The following is a 23,801-nucleotide window of genomic DNA, read 5'->3' on the forward strand; positions in this document are numbered from 1 at the left end:
ATTAACGAGGGGGCGCGCCCGTTCACCCCTGCGGGTACGGTGGCCACGATGACTTCGCACATCGACGTGCTCACCTCGCGCGAGGTCCCGCTGGGCGGTCCCCGGGCCATGCGCGTACGACGCACGCTCCCGCAGCGCCACCGGTCCCTGATCGGTGCCTGGTGCTTCGTCGACCACTACGGGCCGGACGAGGTCGAGCAGACCGGCGGCATGGTCGTCGCGCCGCACCCCCACACCGGCCTCCAGACCGCGAGCTGGCTCTTCGAGGGCGAGATCGAGCACCGCGACTCCGCGGGGCACCGGGCGGTCGTGCGTCCCGGCGAGCTCAACCTGATGACGGCGGGCCGCGGCATCAGCCACACCGAGGTCTCGACGACCGGGACGTCGGTGCTCCACGGCGCCCAGCTGTGGATCGCGCTGCCCGAGGGGAGCCGACACACCGACCCCGGCTTCGAGCACTTCGCCCCGCAGCCGGTGCGTGGTCCCGGGTGGGAGGCCCGCGTCTTCCTCGGCTCCCTGCTCGGCGCGGAGTCCCCGGTGGCCACCCACACGCCGCTGCTGGGGGCCGAGCTGATGCTGGCGACGGGCCGGACCCTCGAGCTCGAGGTCGACGAGACGTTCGAGCACGGCGTCCTGCTCGACGTCGGCCTGCTCGCGGTCGACGGCACCGAGGTCAAGCCGACCGACCTCGCCTGCGTCGCCGCCGGACGCACCACGCTGACCGTCACCGCCCTCGAGGAGTCGCGCCTGCTCGTGCTCGGCGGGCCGCCGTTCGGCGAGCCGATCGTCATGTGGTGGAACTTCATCGGCCGCACCCACGACGAGATCGTCGGCTACCGCGACGAGTGGCAGGCGCAGATCCGCGACGGCCGGATCGTCGACGGCCGCTACGGCCTCGTCGACATCGAGATGGACCCGATCCCGGCACCGCCCCTGCCCCACGTCCGGCTCAAGCTCCGGCACTGACCTCCCTCATCGAGGGCATGTCGCCCGCGGCGGCACGTCCTACTGTCGGTCCATGGCGGCGGTCACGGGCACCCAGCGGCTGGCCGACGCCGCGTCCGCCTTCACCAGCAACGCACGCAACCCCCTCCTGCGCCGGGCCCAGCTGAGCTTCCTCGGCGCCTGGACCGCCGAGTGGGCCTTCACGGTGGCCCTGGGCATCGTGGCCTACCGCGACGGCGGCGCCGCCGCGCTCGGCCTCGTCGGGCTGCTGCGGATGGTGCCGTCCGCGATCTGCGCGCCCCTGCTGTCGCCGTACGCCGACCGCGGGCGCCGCGAGCGCGTGCTGGTCGTGGTCTCGACCGCGCGCGGGATCGTCACGGCGGCCGCCGCGGTCGTCGCCGCGCTCGGCGGTGCCCCGATCGCGATCTACGCCCTCGCCGTCCTCTCGACGGTCGCCGCCACGCTGTTCCGGCCGGCGCACTCCGCGCTCCTGCCGTCCCTGTGCCACACCGGGCACGAGCTGGCCAGCGCCAACGTGGTGCGCGGGATGCTCGACTCGGTGGCCACGCTCGTGGGTCCGCTGCTGGCCGCGGTGCTGCTCGAGGTCGCCGACGTCGACGTGGTGTTCGGGGTCGCCGCGGCGGCCTCGCTCTGGTCGGCCGCGCTGCTGCTCCGGCTGCGCTACGACGCCCCGCCGCGGCCCACGGTCGCCGGCCGGCACCTCGGGCGCGAGGTGGTCGACGGCCTGCGCGCCGTCGCGGGCGACGGCGGGCTGGCGCTGGTGCTCGGCCTCGCCGCGGCCCAGTCCCTCACGCGCGGGGCGCTCACCGTCTTCTCGGTGCTGGTATCCATCGAGCTGCTCGACCGCGGCGAGCCCGGCGCCGGGACGCTGATGACCGCCGTGGGCGTCGGCGCCGTCCTCGGCTCGCTCGCCGCCTCCTTGCTCGTCGGCACCCGCCGGCTCGGCGCGTGGTTCGCCCTCGGCGTCACGCTCTGGGGCCTGCCGCTCGTGCTCGTCGGGCTCGTGCCTCACGACGTCCCCGCGCTGGTGGCCATGGCGATGATCGGCGTCGGCAACGCGCTCATCGACGTAGCGGGGTTCACCCTCCTGGGCCGGCTGGCGCCCGACGCGGTGCTGGCCCGCGTCTTCGGCGTCCTGGAGAGCACGGTCGCCGTCTCGATCGGCCTGGGCGCCGTCGCCGCCTCGTGGGCCGTGGCCGCCTGGGGCCTGCGCCCGGCCCTCGTCGTGGTCGGCCTGGTCTGCCCCGTGCTGGCCGGCGCCTCGTGGTGGCGGCTGCGCGCCCTCGACCGGACCGTCGGGGTGCACGACGAGGCCGTCGGCCTCCTCCAGCGCGTGCCGATGCTGCGCACCCTCCCGCTGCCCTCCGTCGAGCACCTCGCGCGCGGCCTCGAGTCCGTCGACCTCCCGGCGGGGGCGACCGTCTTCAGCCGGGGCGAGACGGGGGACCGCTACTACGTCGTCGAGTCCGGCGAGGTCGACGTGGTGGGCGACGGCCGGGTCGTCGCCACGCTCGGGCCGGGCGAGGGCTTCGGCGAGATCGCCCTGCTGCGGCGCAGCACCCGCACCGCCACCGTCGTCGCGCGGACCGGCGTACGCCTGCGGGCGCTGCGCTCGGAGCACTTCCTGACCGTCGTGACGGGCTGGACGCCCAGCGCCAGCGAGGCCGTCGTCGGCGTCGACCGGCTGCTCGAGCGCTACGACCCGGACCGGCCGGCGACCGGGAGTCCTCCGGGGTCGTGAGGGCTGGTGGGTGGTCCGCCGGTCTGCCACTGTGAGCCATGGCTTCTGCGCGCGGGCTCCTGCTCATCGCCGACATCGGTGGCTACACCGACTACATGAGCACCCACCGGATGAGCCTCGCGCACGCCGAGGTCAACACCGGCCGGCTCCTCGCCACGGTCGTCGACGCCGTGCCCGGCCTCGAGCTCATCGAGATCGAGGGCGACGCCGCGTTCCTCCACCGCGAGGTCGGCACCAGCGACCACGACGAGCTGGTGGCCGAGGTCGCCCGCTCCGCGGCGGCCATGCACCGCGCCTTCCACGTCGAGCGCGAGTACGTCGCCACCAACCTGTGCCCCTGCTCGGGGTGCAAGGAGGCCGCCAACCTCACCCTCAAGTTCGTCGCCCACGTCGGCGAGGTGGCCACGCAGACGATCCGCGACCGGCTCAAGCTGGTCGGCATCGACGTCATCCTGGTCCACCGCCTGCTCAAGAACCCCGTCCCGCTGCGCGAGTACGTCCTGCTCAGCGAGGAGCTCTACGACGGCGGCTCGCCGGCGCTGCCGGCCGACGTGCAGCAGGTCGAGCCCGTGCTCGAGGGGTTCGGTCCGCTGCGGGCCTTCTACGTCGACGTGCGCGACCTCCCGGCTGGCGACCCGACGCCCCTGCCGCGGCCCACCTGGCGCGGTCGCCTCGCGCGGACGGCGTACGCCGCCGGCGCGGGCCTGCCCTACATGCTCGGCCGGCGCGGCCGCGGCCGGGGTGCCGTGCAGCCCGTCGGCTGAAGGCCCAGCCTCCTGTCGGTGCCGTGCGCGAGGATGCGGACGTGGAGACGGAACCGGTCAGGGGCGCAGGCCCCGTCGTGGGCGCCGACGGCGTGGCGCGCTGCCCCTGGGGCGCCGGCGACCCGGTCAACCTGGCCTACCACGACACCGAGTGGGGGCTGCGCGTCCACGGTGAGGCCGCCCACCTCGAGCGGCTGACGCTGGAGGCGTTCCAGTCGGGCCTGTCGTGGCTGACCATCCTCAACAAGCGCGAGCACTTCCGTGCCGCCTTCGCCGGCTTCGACGCCGACGCGGTGGCCGCCTTCGGTCCCGCCGACGTCGAGCGGCTGATGGCCGACGCCGGCATCGTCCGCAACCGCCGCAAGGTCGACGCCGCCATCGCCAACGCCCGGGCGACCGTCGCGCTGCGCGACAGCGGTGGGCTGGAGGCGTTCATCTGGTCGTTCCGGCCCGAGCCGGGCCTCGCTCCGCGCACGACCGCCGACGTGCCGACCACGTCGCCGGAGTCGCTGGCGCTGTCGAAGGCCCTCAAGAAGGCCGGCTTCGCCCACGTCGGACCCACCACGATGCATGCGCTGATGGAGGCCATCGGCCTGGTGGACGACCACCTCGAGGGCTGCCACCGGCGGGGTGTCGCGGGTTGAGCGGATGGCCTAGCCTCCCGACATGACGCGCGTGCACGCCTTCTCCGACGACGCCCTGGCCGACCTCGACGCCTGCGGGCTGGTGGCCGCCCTGCGCGCCGGTGACGTCTCGATCCTGGAGGTCGTCGACGCGGCCGTCGCCCGCACCGAGAAGGTCGACGCCGCCCTCGGCGCGGTCGCCCACGCCGCCTACGACCGGGCGCGCGAGGAGGCTCGCTCGCCGCGCGGTGGCTTCTTCGCCGGGGTGCCCACGTTCGTCAAGGACAACGTCGACGTCGCCGGGATGCCCACCCAGCACGGTGCGGACGCCTTCACCGCCGAGCCGGCGAAGGCCGACGGCGACTTCGCCCGGATGTACCTCGCGACCGGGCTGATCCCGCTGGGCAAGACCCAGCTCTCCGAGTTCGGCTTCTCCGGCGCCGCGGACCACGTGAGGCTGGGCGCGGTGCGCTCGCCGTGGAACCTCGACCACTACGCCGGCGCCTCGTCCGCCGGGTCGGCCGCGCTGGTGGCCGCCGGCGCCGTCCCGATCGCCCACGCCAACGACGGCGGCGGCTCCATCCGCATCCCGGCGGCGGTCAACGGGCTGGTCGGCCTCAAGCCGACCCGCGGCCGGCTCGCCCAGGACCGGATGATGCGCGAGATGCCCGTCCGCATCGTCTCCGACGGCGTGCTGACACGCAGCGTGCGCGACACCGCGGCGTTCTACCGCGAGGCCGAGAAGATCTGGCGCAACCCGCTCCTCGCGCCGGTCGGCGACATCACCCGGCCGGGCCGTGCTCGGCTCCGCATCGCCGTCGTCACCCAGGGCATCGGACGCGACTCCAGCCCCGAGGTGCGCGAGTTGACCCTGCGCACCGCCGCGCTGCTGGAGTCGCTCGGCCACCACGTGGAGGAGATCGACAACCCGATCCCCGACAGCTTCCCGGAGCACTTCGTGCGGTTCTGGTCGATGCTCGCGCTGGTGATCGCGCGCCGCGGCCGCAAGGACTTCGGCGCCACGTGGGACCCCACCAAGCTCGACAACCTGACCCTGGGGCTGGCCAGGCACGCCGCCCGCAACCTGCACAAGCAGCCGTACTCGATCGCCGTGCTGCGCCGCTCCCAGCACCTCGCCGCCCGCCACCGCGCGTCGTACGACGTCACCCTCACCCCGACCCTGGCCACCGAGACGCCCCGCGTCGGACACCTGCGCCCCGACCAGGACTACGACGAGATCATGACGCGACTGATGGAGTGGGTGGCGTTCACGCCGCTCCAGAACGCGACCGGTGAGCCGGCCGTCTCGCTGCCCCTCGCCACGACGGCCGCGGGACTGCCGCAGGGCATGATGCTGGGGGCCGGCGCGGGTCGCGAGGCCCGCCTGCTGGGCCTGTCCTACGAGCTCGAGGAGGCCGTCGGGTGGCCCCGGATCCACGCCTCCGCAGAGGCCGGCTGAGCCGATTTCTCATCGTGGCGGGGCCTGTGTATCGTTCTCCGTCGTTGCCCCTTTAGCTCAGTCGGCAGAGCGTCTCCATGGTAAGGAGAAGGTCTACGGTTCGATTCCGTAAAGGGGCTCTGGGTCGGACCTCCTCCGGGGTGTCCGTCCTCCGCGGCGGGGTAGCTCAGGTGGTTAGAGCACACGGCTCATAATCGTGGTGTCGCGGGTTCGAGTCCCGCCCCCGCTACCACCAGTCCCACGCCGCACCACCCCGCAACCCAAGGATCTCCCATGGCCAGCAAGAGCTCTGACGTCCGCCCCAAGATCACGCTCGCGTGCACGGAGTGCAAGGAGCGCAACTACATCACCAAGAAGAACCGACGCAACGATCCCGACCGGATCGAGCTGAAGAAGTTCTGCCCGCGCGACCGTCGGCACACGATCCACCGCGAGACCCGCTGACGTCGTCCGTCGTCGCACCCGACCCGTCCGAGCACTCGGACGGGTTGTCGTGTTTGTAGGCTCGGTGCCATGCCCGTCGACCCCTCGCTGGTGGGACGCGCGTTCCCCGCACCGGCGCCCCTGTCCGTGACCCCCGAGCGGGTCAGCGCCTTCGCCGCGGCCGTCGGCCACCCCGGCGCCCCCGAGGTGGTCCCGCCGACCTTCCCGATCGTGCTCGCCTTCGACGCCATGCAGGCCTTCCTCGACGCCGAGCGGATCGACCTGCACCGCATCGTCCACGGCGAGCAGCGCTTCGCCTACGCCCGCCCGCTCGTGGCCGGCGACGAGCTGCGCGCCACCCTGACGGTCACCGGCCTGCGCCAGATCGGCGGGGCCGACATCATCGCGACGAGCAGCGAGATCGTCGACGCCGCGGGCGCGGTCGTCTGCACCGGCAAGGCCACGCTCGTGCACTCCTCCGGATCGGACGGTGACGCATGAGCACCCTCAGCGCCGGCGACGTCCTGCCCCCGGCGACCTTCACGGTCACCCGCGCCGACCTCGTGGCCTACGCCGAGGCGAGCGGCGACCACAACCCGATCCACCAGGACGAGGACGTGGCCCGCAGCGTCGGCCTCCCCGGCGTGATCGCCCACGGGATGTACACCCTCGCCCTGGTCGGCACCGCCGTCGCGGGGTGGACCGGTGGCGCCGAGGTCGTCGACCTGGGGGCGAAGTTCACCAGCCCCGTCGTGGTGCCCGCCGAGGGCGGCGCCGAGGTCGTGGTCGGCGGCACGGTCAAGTCGGTCGCCGACGACCTGGTGACCCTCGCGCTCGAGGTCACCTGCGGCGGCCAGAAGGTGCTCGGCATGCCCAAGGCGGTCGTGCGTGCCTGACCTGCGCGACCACACCACCCTGCGCCTGGGTGGCCCCGGTCGGGAGTGGGTGCGTGCCACCACCGAGGCCGAGCTGGTCGCCGCCGTGGCCGACGCCGACGCCGCGGGCACGCCCGTGCTGGTGCTCGCCGGCGGCTCCAACCTCGTCGTCGCCGACGCGGGGTTCGACGGCCGGGTCGTGCAGGTCGCCACGACCGGCGTGCACGCCGACACCGACACGTGCGACGTCGACGCCCTGGCCCAGTGCGGCGGCGTGGTGCTCACCGTCGCCGCGGGCGAGGACTGGGACGCCCTCGTCGCCCTCGCCGTCGCGCAGGGGTGGGCCGGCATCGAGGCCCTCTCCGGGATCCCCGGCGCCGTCGGGTCGACCCCGATCCAGAACGTCGGCGCCTACGGCCAGGACGTCTCCCAGACCATCGCCCGGGTCCGCACGTGGGACCGGGTCGAGCGCACCCAGCGCACCTTCGCCGCCGCGGACTGCGGGTTCGGCTACCGCCACAGCCGCTTCAAGGCCGAGCCCGGGCGCTACCTCGTGCTCGAGGTGACCTTCCAGCTGCGGCAGGGCGACCTGTCCGAGCCGGTGACGTACGCCGAGCTGGCCCGCCGCCTCGGCGTCGAGGTCGGGCAGCGGGCGCCGCTGGCAGCCGTGCGCGAGGCGGTGCTGGCGCTGCGCTCGGGCAAGGGCATGGTCCTCGACGACGGCGACCCCGACACGTGGAGCGCCGGGTCGTTCTTCACCAACCCCGTCCTCACCCCCGAGCAGGCCGCCGTGCTGCCGGCGGACGCGCCGCGCTGGGAGCAGCCGGACGGGACCGTGAAGTCGAGCGCCGCCTGGCTGATCGAGCGGGCGGGCTTCGGGAAGGGCTTCACGAGCGGCGAGGCGGGGGAGCGGGTCAGCCTCTCGACCAAGCACACGCTCGCGCTCACCAACCGCGGCGGCGCCACGACCGACGAGCTGCTCACCCTGGCCCGGGAGGTCCGCGACGGGGTCCGCGAGCGCTTCGGCGTCACCCTCGTCAACGAGCCGGTGACCGTGGGCTGCTCGCTCGACGGCTGACCTCGAGCAGCCCGTCAGGCCAGCCAGGCGGCGATGTCGCGCCGGGCCGCCTCGACCACGTCGGACGGCGCCTGCGACGCCTCGAACGACATCTCCGCCAGCCGGGCCAGCGTCGCGTCGTCGAGGTCGTGCGCGGCCCGCATCGTGGCGTACTGCCCCGCCAGCCGCGAGCCGAAGAGCAGCGGGTCGTCGGCGCCCAGCGCGACGGTCGCGCCGGCGGCGAGCAGCTGGGGCAGCGGCACCGACGTGAGGTCGGAGTAGACGCCCAGCGAGACGTTGGAGACCGGGCACACCTCCAGCGCGATGCCGCGGGACACGATCCGGTCCAGCAGCTCGGGGTCCTCGGCGCTGCGCACGCCGTGGCCGAGCCGCTGCGCTCCGAGGCTGTCGAGGCAGGTGCGGACGTGGTCCGGTCCCCGCAGCTCGCCGCCGTGGGGCACGAGCACCAGGCCGGCCCGCTCGGCGATCTGGAACGCGCCCGCGAAGTCCTCGGTCCGGCCACGCCGCTCGTCGTTGGACAGCCCGAACCCGACCACCCCGCGTCCGGCGTACTGCGCAGCCAGCCGGGCCAGCGTGCGGGCGTCGAGGGGGTGGCGCGTGCGGTTGGCCGCGACCACCACCGCCATCCCGAGGCCGGTCCGCTCCGAGGCGTCGCGGACGCAGTCGAGGACCAGGTCGGTGAACGCGGTGATGCCGCCGAACCGCGCGGCGTAGCCGCTCGGGTCGACCTGGATCTCGAGCCACCGCCCGCCGTCGCGCACGTCGTCCTCGGCCGCCTCCAGCACCAGGCGGCGTACGTCGTCGGGCGTGCGCAGCACCGAGCGCGCCACGTCGTAGAGCCGCTGGAAGCGGAACCAGCCCTTCTCGTCGGCGGCGCTGAGCACGGGCGGCCAGTCCTCGACCAGGGAGTCCGGAAGGGCGATGTCGTCGCGCTCGGCGAGCTCGAGGAGCGTGGCGTGGCGCATCGAGCCGGTGAAGTGCAGGTGGAGGTGCGCCTTCGGCAGCTCGGACACCTCGCGCGGCCGCTCGCCCCGGCCCACCCCCTCACCCGTCATGCGCGCATCGTAGGCGGGGCGACCGACCCGCCCGGCGTGCGGATCCTCCCCTCGGTTCGACTGGGACTGGATCGGCCCCGTATGCTTCCCGATTGGTGGTTTCGCCAGATGCTTCGGCATGCCCCCAGTGATGGGGACGGGACCACCGGAGGGCACTAGCTCAACTGGCAGAGCATCGGTCTCCAAAACCGAAGGTTGGGGGTTCAAGTCCCTCGTGCCCTGCGAGGAAGCACAGCAGCAGCAACAACGAGAAGGTGGGAAACGTGGCCGACGGCAACGCGGTTCAGGACCGGCGCGACTCGCGCGGCGACGACCGTGGGCGCACCAGCCCCGCCACGTTCCTGCGCCAGGTGGTGGCCGAGCTCCGCAAGGTGGTGTGGCCCACCCAGCAGCAGCTGATCACCTACTTCTTCGTGGTGCTGGTCTTCGTCATCGTGATCATGGCGCTGGTGACGCTCCTGGACCTGGCCTTCGGGAAGCTGGTCTTCGAGGTCTTCACCGGCAGCAACACCCAGTGACGACGGAGCAGTGGTTCCACCGCTCGTGATCCGCCGGGTCATCCCGGCCCCCCGGTCCCGGTGACCGGACCCCAGCAACGACGTACGGAGTGAGACGTGTCTGAGAACAGTGACGTGGACCCGGTCGACGACCAGGTCGAGTCCTACGACGAGGCGACCCCGGAGGACGCCGGCGTGGACTCCGTCGAGGACACCGAGGTCGACACCGAGGTCGACACCGACGTGGACATCGACGTGGACGCCGACATCGACGAGGCCGAGCAGGCCGACGAGGACGCCGCCGACGTCTCCGCCGACGAGGCGTCCGCCGACGTCGTCGACGAGGACGAGGCCGTGGCTGACGACGAGCCCGCCGAGACCGAGGCCGACGACCCGCTCGAGGCCTTCCGCCGCGAGCTGTGGGCCAAGCCGGGCGACTGGTTCGTAGTGCACACCTACTCCGGCATGGAGAAGCGGGTCAAGCACAACCTCGAGAACCGCATCATCTCCCTCAACATGGAGGACTACATCCACGAGATCGTGGTCCCCACCGAGGAGGTCGCGGAGATCAAGAACGGCCAGCGCAAGATGGTCACCCGCACCGTCCTGCCCGGCTACGTCCTGGTCCGCATGGACCTCACCGACGAGTCCTGGTCCGCCGTGCGCCACACGCCCTCGGTCACCGGGTTCGTGGGCCACAGCCACCAGCCGGTCCCGCTCAGCATGAGCGAGGTCGAGGACATGCTCGCGCCGGCCGTCGTGGCCGTCGCCGAGGCCGAGGCCGCCGCGTCCGGCGACAAGGGTGCCTCCACCACGCCGCGCAAGCCGGTCGAGGTCGCCGACTTCGACGTCTCCGACTCGGTGATGGTCGTCGACGGCCCGTTCGCCACGCTGCACGCCACGATCACCGAGATCAACGCCGAGTCGCAGCGCGTCAAGGCGCTGGTCGAGATCTTCGGCCGCGAGACGCCGGTCGAGCTGTCGTTCAGCCAGATCCAGCGCGTCTGACGATTTCGTCGCCTCCGTCCCGCGGAGCGACAATGGAACAAGCGACAACCCGTGGCAGGGGGCATCGGCCCTCGTCATGACCACATGAGAGAAAGAGAAGGCAATGCCTCCCAAGAAGAAGATCGCCGCACTGGTCAAGGTGCAGCTGCAGGCCGGCTCGGCCACCCCGGCCCCGCCGGTCGGTACGGCGCTCGGCCCGCACGGCGTCAACATCATGGACTTCTGCAAGGCCTACAACGCCCAGACCGAGTCCATGCGCGGCAACGTCATCCCCGTCGAGATCACCATCTACGAGGACCGCACGTTCGACTTCATCACCAAGACGCCGCCGGCCGCTGAGCTGATCAAGAAGGCCGCCGGGCTCTCCAAGGGCTCGGGCGTGCCGCACAAGGACAAGGTCGGCAAGCTGACCAAGGACCAGATCCGCGACATCGCCACCACCAAGCTGCCCGACCTCAACGCCAACGACCTCGAGGCGGCCATGAAGATCGTCGAGGGCACCGCGCGCTCGATGGGCGTCACCACCGACTGACACGTGGGAGAGCCGCGCTGGCTCGCTGACCACATCCTTCGCACCACAGAAACGAGAAGACCATGCAGCGCAGCAAGACCTACCGCGCGGCGGCAGAGTCGTTCGACAAGGACGAGATCTACGCCCCGCTGACCGCCATCAAGATCGCCAAGGGCGGCTCCAAGAAGAAGTTCGACGAGACCCTCGACGTCGTCATGCGCCTGGGTGTCGACCCGCGCAAGGCCGACCAGATGGTCCGCGGCACCGTCAACCTCCCGCACGGCACCGGCAAGACCGCCCGTGTCCTCGTGTTCGCCAACGGCGACAAGGCCGACGCCGCCCGTGAGGCCGGCGCCGAGCACGTCGGCAGCGACGAGCTCATCGAGAAGGTCGCCGGCGGCTGGCTCGACTTCGACGCCGTCGTGGCGACGCCCGACATGATGGGCAAGGTCGGCCGCCTCGGTCGCGTCCTCGGCCCCCGCTCGCTCATGCCCAACCCCAAGACGGGCACGGTGACCCCCGACGTCGCCAAGGCCGTCTCGGACATCAAGGGCGGCAAGATCGAGTTCCGCGTCGACCGGCACGCCAACCTGCACTTCATCATCGGCAAGGCGTCCTTCTCCGAGGCCCAGCTCGCGGAGAACTACGCGGCTGCCCTCGAGGAGGTGCTGCGGCTCAAGCCGGCCAGCTCCAAGGGCCGCTACATCAAGAAGATCACCGTCTCGACGACGATGGGCCCCGGCATCCAGGTCGACCCCAACCGCGTCAAGAACGTCGCCTCGGAAGACGAGGCCGTCCAGGCCTGAGCCTGGCCCGTCCCCGGTCACGTCGGTCCGGTCGCCCCTCGGGGCGGCCGGACCGTCGTGCTTTTCGGGGACGCCGTTTCGGTGTGGAAGCATCGGGTAGGAAGGGGTCGGGCGCACCGTCGCCCGTCCCCGCTCGACCTCGACCTCGCCTCGTTCCCAGGAGCTGCACATGCGCGTCACCACCCTTGCCCGCCGCCTCGGCACCGCCGCCCTGGTGCTGACGATCGGCGTCGGCGCCACCGCCTGCAGCGACGACTCGGAGTCGTCGGAATCCCCGAGCTCCGCCACCGACGAGGGCGCCGCCTCCACCGAGGAGAGCGACGCCCCCGAGGAGGAGGGTGACGCCGAGGCGGCCTCGCTCGCCGAGCTGTCCGCGGAGGACTTCTACCCCTCGGTGATGGCCGCGATGCGCGAGGCCGAGACGTTCAACTTCGAGACGGTCGCCGAGACCAACGGCCAGGCGCAGAACATGACCGGCCAGGCCCGCTTCGGCGACGACGGCGTCGAGATGAAGGCGTCGAGCACCGGCGCCCAGGCGATGGAGATGATCCTGCTCGGCAAGGCGATGTACATGAAGTCGCCCGCGCTCGGCACCGGCGACAAGTGGATCAAGATCGACCTGAGCGACCCCAACTCGCTGTTCGGCATGATCGGCAAGGCCACCGACCCCGAGGTCATGTTCAAGGCCATGGAGACGCCCAAGAAGCTGGAGCTCGTGGGCACCGAGGACGTCGACGGCGTCGAGACCAACCACTACCGCATCACGCTCGACCCGACGAAGTACCTCGAGGCGATGGAGTTCCCGCCGGCCATGGCCGACATGCTGCCCCAGGAGCTCGTCACCGAGATGTGGGTCGACGCCGACGACCTGCCGCGCAAGTTCACCCAGACGCTGGAGCTGCCGGCCGCCGGTGGCGGCCCGGCCACGAGCTCCACGACCGAGGGCACCTACTCCGACTTCGGCACCGACGTCGAGATCGAGGCGCCGCCGGCCAGCGAGGTCACCGAGGACTTCCCGGGCGCCTGATCCCGGGAGAGGACTGAGGACCCCGACCGCACGTCGGACGAGGACCTCGGCGAGGGCGTACGCGCTGCCGCACCGGCGCGTGCGCCCTCGTGCGTCGTCCGGGGGTCAGTCCCGGAAGATCCGCTCGTCGATCAGCTGCTCCTTGACCTCGGTGCCCTCGTGCTCGAAGCGGCCCTGGTCGAAGCGGGTGCGGTACTGCAGGACCGCACCGTCGCGGCCGAAGCGGTTCTTCTCGATCGTCACGACGGCGAAGTCGCGGAACCGCTCGGCGTTGGTGAGGTCGTACGTCAGGTGGTGGCGCGCGACGATGTCGTACTTGTTGTTGAGCACCAGCACCACGTCGGCCTCGTAGGCCAGCGCGCTCGAGCCGCGCAGGTCGCTCGCGCGCATCCGCTTGCCGGAGCGCAGCGCCTCCTTCTCGGCGGCGGCGATGGCCAGCACCGGGGCGCCGATGTCGATCGCGAGGTCCTTGAGCCCCTCGACCACCTCGGTCGAGCGGGCCACGTCGTCGACCTGCGTCGACTTCACCTTCTGCAGGTAGTCCACGACCACGAGCGGGGTGCCGCCCGACGCCTCGCGCACCTGCTGGATGGCGGCGCCGATGGCGGCCAGGTCGGTGCGGGTGCCGGTCGAGCGGTGGACGAAGAGCATCTCGGAGTAGTGCGCCACCTTGGCCAGCGCCTCGACGCCGCAGGGCACCGACTCGAGCCGGTGCTCGAGCGAGCTGACCCAGAGGTCGTCGAAGATGGACCGGATGCTGGTGACCCGCACCTGGTCGGAGTCGTCGAGCTCGCCGGCCTCCATGGCGATGAGCTTCTGGGTGATGTCCTCGGCGTCGTGCTCGTAGGAGAAGTAGAGGACCGGGCGTCCGGTCGCGGCGTTGTTGCGGGCCACCTGGAGGGCGAAGGTCGACTTGCCGAGTCCCTGCGGCCCGGCGAGCAGGACCAGCGAGCCGGCGCGCATCCCGCCACCGATCATCGGGTCGAGGGCGCCGAAGCCGGTCTTCCACACCCGACCGGCGGCGTTGCGCCCGGTGAGCATGCGTTCGTCGCTGCGGGCGAGGGAGGTCCCGACGGTCATGAGCTGGTGGTCCACGCGCCCATGGAACCAGTCAAGGGCCCGCGTCGGCAGGCGAATGGGCACACGGCCCCGGGTCCGCCGCCGATTTGTGTGGTGCGGACCCGACGCGTACTGTTCCAACTCGAAACCAGAGACCGCAGGTTGTCACGAGCTCCTCGCCCGTGACCGAAGGTTCGCAGCAGCGGACGGCCGGCGCAGGTGACAGAGCAGCGGCACTCGCCGCACCAACGCCCTGAGCCTGTGCTCGGGGCGTTCGTCGTCTGTGGCCCGGACGCCGGCGGTCGACCCCGGAAGGAGACCCATGGCGCGGCCAGAAAAGACTGCCGCCGTCGCAGAGATCGTTGACTCGTTCAACGACTCCGCCGGCGCTGTGCTGACCGAGTACCGCGGGCTCACCGTGAAGCAGCTGCAGGACCTGCGGCGAGCCCTCGGCGAGAACGCCAACTACGCCGTGGTCAAGAACACGCTGGCCAAGATCGCCGCCACCGAGGTGGGCATCGACGGCTTCGACGACCTGCTGACCGGCCCCACCGCCATCGCCTTCATCAATGGAGACGTGGTCGAGGCCGCCAAGGGTCTGCGTGACTTTGCCAAGGCGAACCCCGCCCTTGTGATCAAGGGTGGAGTCCTCGACGGCAAGCCGCTCGACGCAGCCGAGGTGGCCAAGCTGGCCGACCTCGAGTCGCGCGAGGTGCTGCTGGGCAAGCTGGCGGGCGCGATGCTCGCGAGCCTCTCCCAGGCCGTCTACCTGCTCAACGCGCCGATCGCCCAGGCCGCCCGTCTCGCGGGTGCGCTCCAGGCCAAGGCCGAGCAGGACCCCTCGATCCTCGCAGGTGGTGCCGGCGTGCCGGCCGCTGCCGAGGACGCCCCGGCGGAGGAGGCCCCCGCGGCCGCCGAGCCCGAGGCGACCGACGAGGCGGCCGACTCGGCCGCCGAGTCCACCGACGCCTGACCAGGCCGACGTACACCACCTGAAACCCGGCGCGCCCGCACCACCGCGGACGCGCCACACACGGAAGGAACCGCCACCATGGCGAAGCTCAGCACCGACGAGCTCCTTGACGCCTTCAAGGAGATGACCCTGATCGAGCTCTCTGAGTTCGTGAAGCAGTTCGAGGACACCTTCGGCGTCACCGCCGCCGCCCCCGTCGCCGTGGCCGCCGCCCCGGCCGCCGGTGGCGCCGCCGGCGGTGCCGACGAGGCCGCCGCCCAGGACGAGTTCGACGTCGTCCTCGAGGCCGCTGGTGACAAGAAGATCAACGTCATCAAGGAGGTGCGCGCCCTCACGAGCCTCGGCCTGAAGGAGGCCAAGGACCTCGTCGAGGCCGCCCCGAAGCCGATCCTCGAGAAGGTCGACAAGGCTGCGGCCGACAAGGCGAAGGAGGCCCTCGAGGCCGCCGGCGCCACCGTCACCGTCAAGTGACGATCCGCTAGTCGCGCCACGAGGGGCGGTCACCGAGAGGTGGCCGCCCCTCGTGCCATTTCCGGTGCGACGCGTGCGCCGATCCCGGCCGAGCAGGGTCTGTCGCGCGGCGCGACGACGCACTACAGTGAGAGCGCTCGATGCGTATCACGAAATGAGTTGCCTCATGCGCAACAAACGGACCGCCGCGACGCTGACCCGCCTGCTGGAGAACGCGCGCTACGAGGTGCTGCCCACCGCGTCCACGGAGGACAAGGTGCTCGAGCACCTGCCCCGGGACCGCACGGTCACGGTGACGGCCTCGCCCTCCAAGGGGCTCGAGGCGACCTTCGACCTCGCCGAGCGGCTCGCCGGCCACGGGTACGCCGTCGTGCCCCACGTCGCCGCGCGGATGGTGAGCGGCCGCACCGAGCTCGAGGAGATCGCCGACCGGCTGCTCGGCAAGGGCATCACCCGCGTCTTCGTCCCGGGCGGCGACGCCGAGCCGGCCGGGGACTACCCCGACGCGCTCGCCCTGCTGCAGGACCTCGCGGCCATGGGCTCGCCGTTCTCGCACGTCGGCATCACCGGCTATCCCGAGTCGCACCCGACGATCCACGACGACCTCACCGTGCAGTCGATGTGGGACAAGCGGCAGTTCGCCACCCACATCGTCAGCAACCTGACCTTCGACCCCACCCTCGTCCGCAGCTGGGTGCAGAGGCTGCGCGCCCGCGGGGTCGCGATGCCCCTGCTGCTCGGCATGCCCGGCCCGGTCGAGCGCACCAAGCTGCTGGGCATGGCCACGCGGATCGGGGTGGGGGAGTCGACGAAGTTCCTCGCCAAGAACAAGGGGCTGTTCGCGCGGCTCGCGGCGCCCGGCGGCTTCACCGGCGAGAGCTTCCTGGAGAAGTGCGCGCCCGCCCTCGGCGAGGACGGGGCCCTGGTCGAGGGCCTGCACGTCTTCACGTTCAACCAGGTCGGCGAGACCGAGGCCTGGCGCACCGGCATGCTGGAGCGGTTGCGGGGCTAGGTCGCCAGCCCCGCCCGTGGCGCGAGCCGCTGCTCCACGAGGTCGGCCAGCGCCTGCTCGAGCCCGCCGTGGCCCGTCTCGACGACGGTGAGCGGCAGCCCGATGCGCGCCGCCGCGTCCTCGGCCAGCGCGCGCAGCTCGGCGTCGGGCGACTGCGCCAGCCACACGACGCGGGTGTAGTTGCCGAAGTAGGTGTCGCACAGCTCGGGGTAGCGGTCGAGCCCCATCTCCTGGACGACCGTCCGGGAGAACGACCTGACCAGGAAGTCGGTCAGCAGGTAGGTGCCGGGCTGCTCGTCGAAGAACCTCTCGAGCCGCGAGGGGCCGGCGAAGACGTCGTAGCAGTGCAGTCCCGGGAGCCGGGGCACCCCGAGCTGGAGGCACACCTCGTCGAGGGCTCCGTAGGTGCCGCAGTCGGCGTAGCCGATGACGACGTGGTCGTAGGACGTCCGCAGGTGGGTGGCCAGCACGCGGACCTCGTCGGCGATCCGGTCCGGGTGGTTGTGCAGGAGGGGCGGCAGCGGGTGCACGTCGAGCGGCCAGCCGCGCCGCTCGGCGACCGCGGCCGCGGGCTGGGCGATCGCCCCGCACGCGACGAGCGCGACGCGACCGCGCCGGTCAGAAGGAGAGCTGCTCGACGAAGGCGTCGTTGAAGTCGGGCCGGTCCGAGAGCTCGACATAGGTCACCTCCTCCAGCAGGGCCAGGGCGCCGGCCCGCTCGCGCACCGACAGCAGCGCCATCTTGGCGCCCTCGCCCGCGACGTTGCCCGCGGCGACGATGCGCAGCACCGGCAGCTGCGGCACGAGCCCGATGCGTACGGCGGACGCGGGGGAGAGGTAGCTCCCGAACGAGCCGGCGAGCAGCACCTGCTGCACGTCGCGGTGCTCGAGGCCGAGCTGCTCGAGCAGCAGCGACCAGCCGGTCGAGATCGCCGCCTTGGCGAACTGGAGCTCGCGGACGTCGCGCTGGGAGAAGTAGACGCACTCGGCCGGGTCCGACTCCGGCGTCGGCCGGTGCAGGATGAAGACCCGCTCCTCGCCGATGCGGGCGAGCCGGTCGGCCAGGGCGGGGGCGATCTCCTTCGCGGCCTCGTCGGGGACCAGCCGGCCGGTGGCGTCGAGCAGGCCGACGCGCACCAGCTCGGCGACCGCGTCGACGAGCCCGGAGCCGCACAGGCCCTTGGCCTCGACGTCGCCGATCACGCCGAGGGTGACGGCCGGGTCGTCGCCCAGGGCCGTCGGGTCGACCTTGATCACCTCGATGGCGCCGTCGGCCGCGCGCATGCCGCAGCGGATGGCGCCACCCTCGAACGCCGGTCCGGCGGGCGCCGCGGTCGACAGGATGGTCTCGCCGTCGCTGAGCACGATCTCGCAGTTGGTGCCGACGTCGATGAAGAGCCGGGTGCGCTTGTCGCGGTCCATCCCGGTGGCGAGCATGCCGGCCACGATGTCGCCGCCGACGTAGGCGCCGAGGGCCGGGAAGAAGTACGCCCGCGCGCGCGGGTGCAGGGTGAGGCCGATCTCCGAGGCGAGCACCGACGGCGGCTGCGAGGAGGACATCACGAACGGCGCAACCCCGAGCGGCTCCGGGTCGATGCCGAGCGCGAGCGCGGTCATCGTGGCGTTGCCGGCGACGGCGACCTCGTAGACCTGGGCCGGGTCGACGCCCGCCTCGCGGCAGACCTGCCCGGCCAGGGACGACAGGGTGCTGGCCGCCGCCTGCTGGAGCCGGCCGAGCGCCTCCTCGTCCATCATGGTGGCGCTGATCCGGGTGATCACGTCGCCGCCGAACGGCTGCTGCGCGTTGAGCATCGAGGTGACGGCCATGGGTGTCCCGGTGCCGACGTCGAGGAGGGTGCCGACGACCGTGGTGGTGCCGAGGTCGAAGGCGATCGCGTAGCGCGCCGCCGTCGTGTCGCCGGGCTCGACGTCGATGAGCGACTCGTCGAGGATCACCGCGGTGACCTTGAAGTCGGCCTCGCGCAGCACGGTCGAGAGCCGCCGCAGGACGTGCAGGTCGGCGGTCAGCTCGAGGTCCTCGATGGCGTCGGTGAGCCGGACGAGGTCGGTGCGCTGGTCGGCGAGGGTGGCCTCGTCGAGCTCGACGTAGCGCTTCTGCAGGGCCGGGCGCAGGATCACCTGGCGGCCGATGCCGACGGTCGCTGCCTTGGGCCGGGTGGCCAGCGGCGGCACCTCGACGGCGAGGTCGCGGGTGGCGTGCACCAGGCAGCCGAGGCGCCAGCCGTCCTCCAGCTGCGCCGGCGTGAACGTACGGACGTCGTGCCGGGTGACCGGCACCTCGCCGCCCGAGGTGACCTGCACCTTGCACTTGTGGCACGTGCCGTGGCCGCCGCAGGTGGAGTCGATGGCGATGCCGTTCCACGACGCGGCGTCGAAGACGGTCACGCCCGGCGGCACGCGTACGCCGCGCTGGCTGGGCGGCACGGCGGCGCCGTCCTCGGCGCGGGTGTGGACGGTGAAGGACAGGTCGACCCGACCCGTTCCGTCGTGCGCGGCGGGGTCGGCTCCGGGCCGTTCGATGAGGCCCTCGCGGGCGACGTCCGCGAGGGAGAAGTCGGGCCCCTCGGGGGGTCGGGTCACGTCGCGGCCGCCGCCGCCTGCTTGGCGCGGTGCGCCGAGATCCACGCCATGCCCCAGTCGTCGTGGCCGAGGAACACGTCGGCCGCCTTGACCGCCTCGACGACGCGCGGCGTGCGGGTGTCCATGATCGCGCTGGTGAGCCCGGAGGTCATCGCCATCGGCAGCCACGACGCGTTGAGCGTGTGCCGGTCGGGCATGCCGAAGGAGACGTTGGACGCGCCGCAGGTCATGTTGACGCCGAACTCGTCGCGGATGCGCCGCATCACCTCGAAGGTGACCAGCGTGGTGCTGGTGTCGGCGCCGATCGGCATGGCCAGCGGGTCGATGACGATGTCGGCCTGCGCGAGACCGTACTCCTCGGTGGCCACCCGGATGATCTTGGCGGTGAGGTCGAGGCGCTTGTCGGCCTCCATCGGGATCTCGTCGTGGTCGTTGGGGAGCGCGATCACGGCGGCGTCGTACTTCTTCACGAGCGGGAGGATCGCCGCCATGCGGTCGTCCTCGGCGGTGATCGAGTTGACCAGCGCACGGCCCTGGTAGACCGCGAGCCCCGCCTCGAGCGCCTCGACGACGGAGGAGTCGATGCAGATCGGCAGGTCGGTGAGCTCCTGCACCATCTGGATCGCCTTGGCGAGCAGCTCGGGCTCGTCGGTGAGCGGCACGCCCATGTTGATGTCGAGGACGTCGGCGCCGCCCTCCACCTGGGCCTTGACGTCGCGCTCGATCGCGGAGAAGTCGCCCGCGCGCAGCTGCTCCTGGAAGATCCTGCGACCCGTGGGGTTGATGCGCTCGCCGATGAGGCAGAACGGCCGGTCGTGGCCGATGACGACCTCGCGGGACGCCGAGCGCAGGACGGTGTGCAGCCCAGTGGCGGCCATCAGGCGGACACCTTGGCGCGCTTCTCCTGCAGGAGGTTCTTGGCCCGCTTGACCGTCTGCGAGGCGTCGGCCGCGTAGCCGTCGGCCCCCACCGCGTCGGCGTACTCCTGGGTGACGGGAGCGCCGCCCACCATCACGATGACGCTGTCGCGGATGCCGGCCTTCTCCAGGGCGTTCATGTTGGCCTTGAACATCGGCATCGTGGTGGTGAGGAACGCCGAGAAGCCGACGATGTCGGGCTGGTGCTCCGCGATCGCGGCGACGAACTTCTCCGGCGCCACCTGCACGCCCAGGTCGATCACCTCGAAGCCGGCGCCCTCGAGCATGATGTTGACGAGGTTCTTGCCGATGTCGTGGACGTCGCCCTTGACGGTGCCCATGAGGAACTTGCCGACGGTCTCGACGCCCGTCTCGGCGAGCAGCGGCCGCAGCCGCTCCATCGCGCCGGCCATCGCACGCCCGGCGATGAGCATCTCCGGCACGAAGAAGTCTCCGCGCTCGAAGCGCGCCCCGACCTCCTCGAGGGAGGGGATCAGCGCGTCGAAGAGCAGCGTCTGCGGCTCCATGTCGAGGTCGAGCCCCTCGTTGGTGAGCTCGAGGACGCGGGGGGCGTTGCCGACCAGCGTCTCGTCGTAGAGGGCTTGCAGGATGTCCTCGGGGGTCATGCGACCACCTCCTGGGTGCGTGCTGATCGGTGGGCGGGTCGGTGGTCCGAGCGGTGGGGCGGGTGGGTGGTGCGCCGCGCGGGTCCGCGCAGCAGGCTCGACAGCGCGGTGGACCGGTCGAGCAGGCGGCGGCCGAGCTCGTCGAGCCGCGCCTCCAGACGGGGGGTGGGCCCGGAGATCCCGAGGGAGGCGACGAGGTCGCCGTGCACGCCGAAGACCGGGACGGCGATGCCGGTGAGGCCGATCTCGAGCTCGTCGCGGGTCAGCGCCCAGCCGCGCTCGCGGGTGCGCAGGCAGTCGCGGCGTACGTCGTCGCGGCCGGCGAGGGTGGCGGGCGTGGGCCGCTCCAGCTCGCCGTCGGGCAGCTCGAGGGCGTCCCAGGCGAGGAAGACCTTGCCGAGCGCGGAGCAGTGGGCCGGCACGTCGACCTCGGTCCAGTCGCGGGTGCCGAGCAGGAAGGTGGAGTCGACCTGCGCCACCTGCACGACGCGCTCGCCGCGGGTGACGCTGAGGTGGACGGTCTCGCCGGTGTCGGCGCCGATGCCGTCCATGACCGGACGAGCCAGCCGCACCAGCTCGTCCCAGGGGTCGTGGCGAGCGGCGTAGAGCCAGAACAGCCGGCCGGCGACGTAGGACCCGGCGGCGTCGCGCTCGAGCAGGCCGGAGCGCTCGAGGGCGGTCAGCAGCCGCGAGGTGGTCGACTTGGCCAGCCCGCTCGCGTCCTGGAGGTCGGCGAAGCTCATCGGCTCGTCGGCGTGCACGACGGTGGCCACCAGGTCGGCGGCGCGGTCCAGCGCTCGCGTGCCGGTGGCGGGGTCGCTCACGACGGCTCCTTCGCTGGAGGGGTTCCCTCGGGTTCCATGATGTGGAACCGTGGTTCCACATCATGAGGCTAGAAGCCCGCATGAGCCGAGGTCAAGGAGGAGCCCGTGTTCCGCAACACGATGCCGCGCTACGAGGTGCTGTCCGAGGACGCGATGGCGACCCTCGACAAGGGGTGGCGACGACTGATGACCGAGATCGGCGTCGAGTTCATGGACGAGCGCGCCCTCGAGCTGTTCCGCCAGGCGGGCCAGCGCGTCGAGGACAACACCGTCTTCCTCGACCCCGACTTCGTCCTGGAGCAGGTCGCCAAGGCGCCGCGCGAGTTCGACGTGCAGGCGCGCAACCCCGAGAACTCCATCCACATCGGTGGCGACTCGATGGCGTTCGGCGCGGTCTACGGCCCGCCGTTCGTGCGGCAGGGCGACGTACGCCGTGACGCGACGATGGAGGACTTCCGCAGCTTCACCAAGCTGGCGCAGTCGTTCGCGGTGCTCGACTCGGCCGGCGGGGTGATCTGCGAGCCCAACGACACCCCGCTCGACAGCCGCCACCTCGACATGACCTACGCGCTCCAGACGCTGACCGACAAGGTCTACATGGGCAACGTCGTGTCCGGGGTCAACGCCGCGGACACGCTCGCGATGACCTCGATCCTCTTCGGCTCGCGCGAGGCGATCGAGGAGACCCCCGCGACGATCTCGCTGATCAACTGCAACTCGCCGCTGCGCTGGGACGACCGGATGCTGGAGGCGCAGTTCGAGTACTCCCACGCCGGCCAGCCGGTGGTGCTCACGCCGTTCATCCTCATGGGCGCGATGTCGCCGGTGACGATCCCCGCGGCCCTGGTGCAGCAGATCGTCGAGGCGCTCTCCGGCATCGCGCTGTCGCAGCTGATCCGTCCGGGCACGCCCGTCATCTTCGGGTCCTTCCTGTCCAACATCGACATGCAGTCGGGGTCGCCGACGTTCGGCACGCCGGAGTCCGGCCTCGGGCTGCTGTGCACGGGCCAGATCGCCCGGCACTTCGGGCTGCCGTTCCGCACCGGCGGCGGGCTGACGTCCTCGCAGGTGGCGGACGCCCAGGCGGGCTACGAGGCGCTGATGACCCTGATGCCGACCTTCCTGGCCGGCGCCAACTGGGTGATGCACTCGGCCGGCTGGCTCGAGGGCGGCCTGGTCGCCGGCTACGAGAAGTTCATCGTCGACATCGAGCTGCTGCAGATGCTGCGCCACGAGTTCACGCCGCTGGAGATCGACGAGGCGTCGATGGCCTTCGACGCCCACCAGGAGGTCGGCCACGGCGGGCACTTCCTCGGCGCCATGCACACGATGGAGCGCTTCCGCACCTGCTTCTACCGCCCGCTGCTGTCGTCGTCGGAGAACTACGAGCGGTGGATGCGCAACGGCGGCCACGACGCCAACGACCGCGCGACCGCGCGCTACCAGAAGACGCTGGCCGACTACGAGCAGCCGGCGCTCGACGACGCCGTGCGCGAGGAGCTCGAGGACTACGTCATCCGGCGGCGGGCCGAGCTGGGGGACTGACGCCGTCGCTGTGGTGGACGCTGTTCACCCAGACCGACTCGGGATGGGTCTCGTCGCCGGCGGCCACGTCGGCGGCGGTCCGGAGCTTGGCGACCTTGTGGATCAGCATGCCGAAGCCGACCTTCGCGATGACGTCGGCGGCTGAGAACGCCACGTGGATGGTCGTGGTCCACCATCCGCCGTCGAAGAAGATCGGGATCAGGTAGACGACCGGGTAGACGAAGAAGACGGACAGCAGCACCGTCGCGGCCTGGCCGAGGCCGCGTCCCACATCCGCCGGCAGGCTCCTGACCGAGCTCACCACCGCGGGGACGAGCACCACGTAGATCACCACGAAGCAGGCCATGCTGACGCCCCACCACAGCCACAGCCAGAAGGTGTCCTCACCCTCCTTGAACACCTGGTCCCCGAGGTATCCGGTGACGATCATCGCGAACGCCGCAGCCATCACCACCGCCCGTGTGCGGGCGAGCCTGCGGCCGACGAGTGTGCACACGGCGAGGAGCTCGGCCATCAGCAGCGGCACGGTGACGGCCCAGTCCATGTAGCGCGAGGTGATGGTCGACAGCGCCTCCGAGTTCGGTACGTAGCTGCCGCCCGAGTAGTCGTAGCCACTGTGGACCTGCAGGAACACCATGAGGTACGACAGGCTCGCGACGCCCGCGATGCACAGGCTCGCCAGCACAGCCGGCCGGTAGCGCGAGCTCACCTCCCCCAGGCTGGTCCAGCTGTAGAGGAGCTGGGCGACGAGGGCGAAGCCCGCCACCACGATGCCGAAGACGATCAGGTCGTGCTGGGCCGAGCTCAGCACGACCCTCTCGGGAGCCGTGACATCGGCGGACGCGGCGAGGAGCATTCAGCGATCCTCTCGACGGTTCGGCCGCTCGCACGTGTGCGCACGTGCTGGCCCGGCCGGTACCCCGGCGGGGGTCGAGCATGT

The 23,801-nt window shown here is 71.8% G+C and carries 26 protein-coding genes and 3 tRNA genes; 21 read left to right on the forward strand and 8 right to left on the reverse strand.

Annotation, left to right across the window (positions count from 1 at the left end):
• Positions 1-48: 48 nt before the first annotated feature.
• The 11 genes from SHK17_RS03080 to SHK17_RS03130 all read left to right on the forward strand — a co-directional run bounded on the left by SHK17_RS03080 (position 49) and on the right by SHK17_RS03130 (position 7,929).
• Positions 49-966, forward strand: a complete 918-nt coding sequence (locus tag SHK17_RS03080) for a pirin family protein (protein ID WP_322424999.1) — start codon at positions 49-51, stop codon at positions 964-966.
• Positions 967-1,018: 52 nt separating this feature from the next.
• Entirely contained in the window at positions 1,019-2,707 is a 1,689-nt protein-coding gene (locus SHK17_RS03085; RefSeq protein WP_322921044.1) for an MFS transporter, read from the forward strand.
• Positions 2,708-2,745: 38 nt separating this feature from the next.
• Positions 2,746-3,471, forward strand: coding sequence for a DUF2652 domain-containing protein (locus tag SHK17_RS03090; RefSeq protein WP_322424997.1), 726 nt, complete (start codon positions 2,746-2,748; stop codon positions 3,469-3,471).
• Between the two features lie 41 nt (positions 3,472-3,512).
• Positions 3,513-4,115, forward strand: a complete 603-nt coding sequence (locus SHK17_RS03095; protein ID WP_322921045.1) for a DNA-3-methyladenine glycosylase I — start codon at positions 3,513-3,515, stop codon at positions 4,113-4,115.
• Positions 4,116-4,137: 22 nt separating this feature from the next.
• Positions 4,138-5,553, forward strand: a complete 1,416-nt coding sequence (locus SHK17_RS03100; RefSeq protein WP_322921046.1) for an amidase — start codon at positions 4,138-4,140, stop codon at positions 5,551-5,553.
• 46 nt (positions 5,554-5,599) lie between these two features.
• Positions 5,600-5,672: transfer RNA gene (locus SHK17_RS03105), tRNA-Thr, on the forward strand.
• A 36-nt stretch (positions 5,673-5,708) separates the two neighbouring features.
• Positions 5,709-5,785, forward strand: a tRNA-Met gene (locus SHK17_RS03110).
• A gap of 41 nt (positions 5,786-5,826) precedes the next feature.
• Positions 5,827-5,997: a 50S ribosomal protein L33 gene (rpmG, locus tag SHK17_RS03115; RefSeq protein ID WP_056907127.1), complete on the forward strand. Its 171-nt coding sequence runs from the start codon at positions 5,827-5,829 to the stop codon at positions 5,995-5,997.
• Between the two features lie 69 nt (positions 5,998-6,066).
• A complete protein-coding gene (locus SHK17_RS03120; protein WP_172269604.1) occupies positions 6,067-6,477 on the forward strand; it encodes an FAS1-like dehydratase domain-containing protein in 411 nt (136 codons plus the stop codon).
• Positions 6,474-6,872: a MaoC/PaaZ C-terminal domain-containing protein gene (locus SHK17_RS03125; RefSeq protein WP_172269606.1), complete on the forward strand. Its 399-nt coding sequence runs from the start codon at positions 6,474-6,476 to the stop codon at positions 6,870-6,872. Before SHK17_RS03120 ends, SHK17_RS03125 begins: the two co-directional genes overlap by 4 nt.
• The gene (locus SHK17_RS03130) at positions 6,865-7,929 is read left to right on the forward strand and encodes a UDP-N-acetylmuramate dehydrogenase (protein ID WP_172269607.1); all 1,065 of its coding nucleotides are present in this window, start codon (positions 6,865-6,867) and stop codon (positions 7,927-7,929) included. The genes SHK17_RS03125 and SHK17_RS03130 overlap by 8 nt, the downstream gene beginning before the upstream one ends.
• A 14-nt stretch (positions 7,930-7,943) precedes the next feature.
• On the opposite strand, the gene SHK17_RS03135 is transcribed toward SHK17_RS03130, so the two are convergent.
• Positions 7,944-8,984, reverse strand: a complete 1,041-nt coding sequence (locus SHK17_RS03135; protein WP_322921047.1) for an adenosine deaminase — start codon at positions 8,982-8,984, stop codon at positions 7,944-7,946.
• Positions 8,985-9,133: 149 nt separating this feature from the next.
• Between SHK17_RS03135 and SHK17_RS03140 the strand changes: the two genes are divergently transcribed.
• The 6 genes from SHK17_RS03140 (at position 9,134) to SHK17_RS03165 (ending at position 12,833) form a co-directional block, all read left to right on the forward strand.
• A tRNA-Trp gene (locus SHK17_RS03140) sits at positions 9,134-9,206 on the forward strand.
• Positions 9,207-9,247: 41 nt separating this feature from the next.
• Positions 9,248-9,502 (forward strand): preprotein translocase subunit SecE, encoded by a 255-nt coding sequence (gene secE, locus SHK17_RS03145; protein ID WP_172269611.1) that lies wholly within the window; start codon positions 9,248-9,250, stop codon positions 9,500-9,502.
• Between the two features lie 96 nt (positions 9,503-9,598).
• Positions 9,599-10,489, forward strand: coding sequence for a transcription termination/antitermination protein NusG (gene nusG / locus SHK17_RS03150; RefSeq protein WP_322921048.1), 891 nt, complete (start codon positions 9,599-9,601; stop codon positions 10,487-10,489).
• A 103-nt stretch (positions 10,490-10,592) separates the two neighbouring features.
• A complete protein-coding gene (gene rplK / locus SHK17_RS03155) occupies positions 10,593-11,021 on the forward strand; it encodes a 50S ribosomal protein L11 (RefSeq protein ID WP_172269613.1) in 429 nt (142 codons plus the stop codon).
• A gap of 62 nt (positions 11,022-11,083) precedes the next feature.
• Positions 11,084-11,806 (forward strand): 50S ribosomal protein L1, encoded by a 723-nt coding sequence (gene rplA / locus SHK17_RS03160; protein ID WP_172269615.1) that lies wholly within the window; start codon positions 11,084-11,086, stop codon positions 11,804-11,806.
• A gap of 169 nt (positions 11,807-11,975) precedes the next feature.
• Entirely contained in the window at positions 11,976-12,833 is an 858-nt protein-coding gene (locus SHK17_RS03165; protein WP_322921049.1) for a hypothetical protein, read from the forward strand.
• Positions 12,834-12,938: 105 nt separating this feature from the next.
• On the opposite strand, the gene SHK17_RS03170 is transcribed toward SHK17_RS03165, so the two are convergent.
• Positions 12,939-13,928, reverse strand: coding sequence for a DnaB-like helicase C-terminal domain-containing protein (locus tag SHK17_RS03170; RefSeq protein WP_172269619.1), 990 nt, complete (start codon positions 13,926-13,928; stop codon positions 12,939-12,941).
• A 286-nt stretch (positions 13,929-14,214) separates the two neighbouring features.
• On the opposite strand from SHK17_RS03170, the gene rplJ reads away from it, so the two are divergent.
• The 3 genes from rplJ to SHK17_RS03185 all read left to right on the forward strand — a co-directional run bounded on the left by rplJ (position 14,215) and on the right by SHK17_RS03185 (position 16,348).
• Complete coding sequence (rplJ, locus tag SHK17_RS03175) at positions 14,215-14,865, forward strand: 50S ribosomal protein L10 (protein ID WP_172269621.1); 651 nt, start codon at positions 14,215-14,217, stop codon at positions 14,863-14,865.
• A 78-nt stretch (positions 14,866-14,943) separates the two neighbouring features.
• Entirely contained in the window at positions 14,944-15,336 is a 393-nt protein-coding gene (rplL, locus tag SHK17_RS03180; RefSeq protein ID WP_172269623.1) for a 50S ribosomal protein L7/L12, read from the forward strand.
• Positions 15,337-15,502: 166 nt separating this feature from the next.
• Positions 15,503-16,348: a methylenetetrahydrofolate reductase gene (locus SHK17_RS03185; protein WP_172269625.1), complete on the forward strand. Its 846-nt coding sequence runs from the start codon at positions 15,503-15,505 to the stop codon at positions 16,346-16,348.
• On the opposite strand, the gene SHK17_RS03190 is transcribed toward SHK17_RS03185, so the two are convergent.
• From SHK17_RS03190 to SHK17_RS03210, 5 genes are read right to left on the reverse strand one after another with little or no spacing between them, the layout of a single operon-like run.
• Positions 16,345-17,028 carry a DUF1638 domain-containing protein gene (locus SHK17_RS03190; RefSeq protein WP_322921050.1) on the reverse strand — a complete coding sequence of 228 codons (684 nt, stop codon included), beginning with the start codon at positions 17,026-17,028 and terminating at the stop codon, positions 16,345-16,347. The genes SHK17_RS03185 and SHK17_RS03190 overlap by 4 nt on opposite strands.
• Positions 16,967-18,949, reverse strand: a complete 1,983-nt coding sequence (locus SHK17_RS03195) for an ASKHA domain-containing protein (protein WP_322921051.1) — start codon at positions 18,947-18,949, stop codon at positions 16,967-16,969. The genes SHK17_RS03190 and SHK17_RS03195 overlap by 62 nt, the downstream gene beginning before the upstream one ends.
• A complete protein-coding gene (locus SHK17_RS03200) occupies positions 18,946-19,827 on the reverse strand; it encodes a dihydropteroate synthase (RefSeq protein WP_322921052.1) in 882 nt (293 codons plus the stop codon). The genes SHK17_RS03195 and SHK17_RS03200 overlap by 4 nt, the downstream gene beginning before the upstream one ends.
• The gene (locus SHK17_RS03205) at positions 19,827-20,492 is read right to left on the reverse strand and encodes a corrinoid protein (protein WP_322921053.1); all 666 of its coding nucleotides are present in this window, start codon (positions 20,490-20,492) and stop codon (positions 19,827-19,829) included. Before SHK17_RS03205 ends, SHK17_RS03200 begins: the two co-directional genes overlap by 1 nt.
• Positions 20,489-21,316 carry an IclR family transcriptional regulator gene (locus tag SHK17_RS03210; protein ID WP_322921054.1) on the reverse strand — a complete coding sequence of 276 codons (828 nt, stop codon included), beginning with the start codon at positions 21,314-21,316 and terminating at the stop codon, positions 20,489-20,491. The genes SHK17_RS03205 and SHK17_RS03210 overlap by 4 nt, the downstream gene beginning before the upstream one ends.
• A gap of 105 nt (positions 21,317-21,421) precedes the next feature.
• Between SHK17_RS03210 and SHK17_RS03215 the strand changes: the two genes are divergently transcribed.
• Complete coding sequence (locus SHK17_RS03215) at positions 21,422-22,861, forward strand: trimethylamine methyltransferase family protein (RefSeq protein ID WP_322424984.1); 1,440 nt, start codon at positions 21,422-21,424, stop codon at positions 22,859-22,861.
• On the opposite strand, the gene SHK17_RS03220 is transcribed toward SHK17_RS03215, so the two are convergent.
• Positions 22,830-23,717, reverse strand: a complete 888-nt coding sequence (locus SHK17_RS03220) for a bacteriorhodopsin (protein ID WP_322921055.1) — start codon at positions 23,715-23,717, stop codon at positions 22,830-22,832. The genes SHK17_RS03215 and SHK17_RS03220 overlap by 32 nt on opposite strands.
• Positions 23,718-23,801 lie beyond the last annotated feature (84 nt).

Origin of the sequence: Nocardioides renjunii, from assembly GCF_034661175.1 — a bacterium.
Taxonomy (GTDB): domain Bacteria; phylum Actinomycetota; class Actinomycetes; order Propionibacteriales; family Nocardioidaceae; genus Nocardioides; species Nocardioides renjunii.

Coding starts and splice junctions, on each gene's coding strand:
- SHK17_RS03080 (WP_322424999.1), top strand. CDS start 49: ATGACTTCGCACATCGACGTGCTCACCTCGCGCGAGGTCCCGCTGGGC.
- rplJ (WP_172269621.1), top strand. CDS start 14,215: ATGGCGCGGCCAGAAAAGACTGCCGCCGTCGCAGAGATCGTTGACTCG.
- rpmG (WP_056907127.1), top strand. CDS start 5,827: ATGGCCAGCAAGAGCTCTGACGTCCGCCCCAAGATCACGCTCGCGTGC.
- SHK17_RS03135 (WP_322921047.1), bottom strand. CDS start 8,984: ATGACGGGTGAGGGGGTGGGCCGGGGCGAGCGGCCGCGCGAGGTGTCC.
- SHK17_RS03120 (WP_172269604.1), top strand. CDS start 6,067: ATGCCCGTCGACCCCTCGCTGGTGGGACGCGCGTTCCCCGCACCGGCG.
- SHK17_RS03190 (WP_322921050.1), bottom strand. CDS start 17,028: ATGTCGAGCTCTCGGACCGGCCCGACTTCAACGACGCCTTCGTCGAGC.
- rplL (WP_172269623.1), top strand. CDS start 14,944: ATGGCGAAGCTCAGCACCGACGAGCTCCTTGACGCCTTCAAGGAGATG.
- SHK17_RS03205 (WP_322921053.1), bottom strand. CDS start 20,492: ATGACCCCCGAGGACATCCTGCAAGCCCTCTACGACGAGACGCTGGTC.
- SHK17_RS03100 (WP_322921046.1), top strand. CDS start 4,138: ATGACGCGCGTGCACGCCTTCTCCGACGACGCCCTGGCCGACCTCGAC.
- SHK17_RS03165 (WP_322921049.1), top strand. CDS start 11,976: ATGCGCGTCACCACCCTTGCCCGCCGCCTCGGCACCGCCGCCCTGGTG.
- rplK (WP_172269613.1), top strand. CDS start 10,593: ATGCCTCCCAAGAAGAAGATCGCCGCACTGGTCAAGGTGCAGCTGCAG.
- SHK17_RS03200 (WP_322921052.1), bottom strand. CDS start 19,827: ATGGCCGCCACTGGGCTGCACACCGTCCTGCGCTCGGCGTCCCGCGAG.
- SHK17_RS03220 (WP_322921055.1), bottom strand. CDS start 23,717: ATGCTCCTCGCCGCGTCCGCCGATGTCACGGCTCCCGAGAGGGTCGTG.
- SHK17_RS03090 (WP_322424997.1), top strand. CDS start 2,746: ATGGCTTCTGCGCGCGGGCTCCTGCTCATCGCCGACATCGGTGGCTAC.
- SHK17_RS03085 (WP_322921044.1), top strand. CDS start 1,019: ATGGCGGCGGTCACGGGCACCCAGCGGCTGGCCGACGCCGCGTCCGCC.
- SHK17_RS03185 (WP_172269625.1), top strand. CDS start 15,503: ATGCGCAACAAACGGACCGCCGCGACGCTGACCCGCCTGCTGGAGAAC.
- SHK17_RS03125 (WP_172269606.1), top strand. CDS start 6,474: ATGAGCACCCTCAGCGCCGGCGACGTCCTGCCCCCGGCGACCTTCACG.
- rplA (WP_172269615.1), top strand. CDS start 11,084: ATGCAGCGCAGCAAGACCTACCGCGCGGCGGCAGAGTCGTTCGACAAG.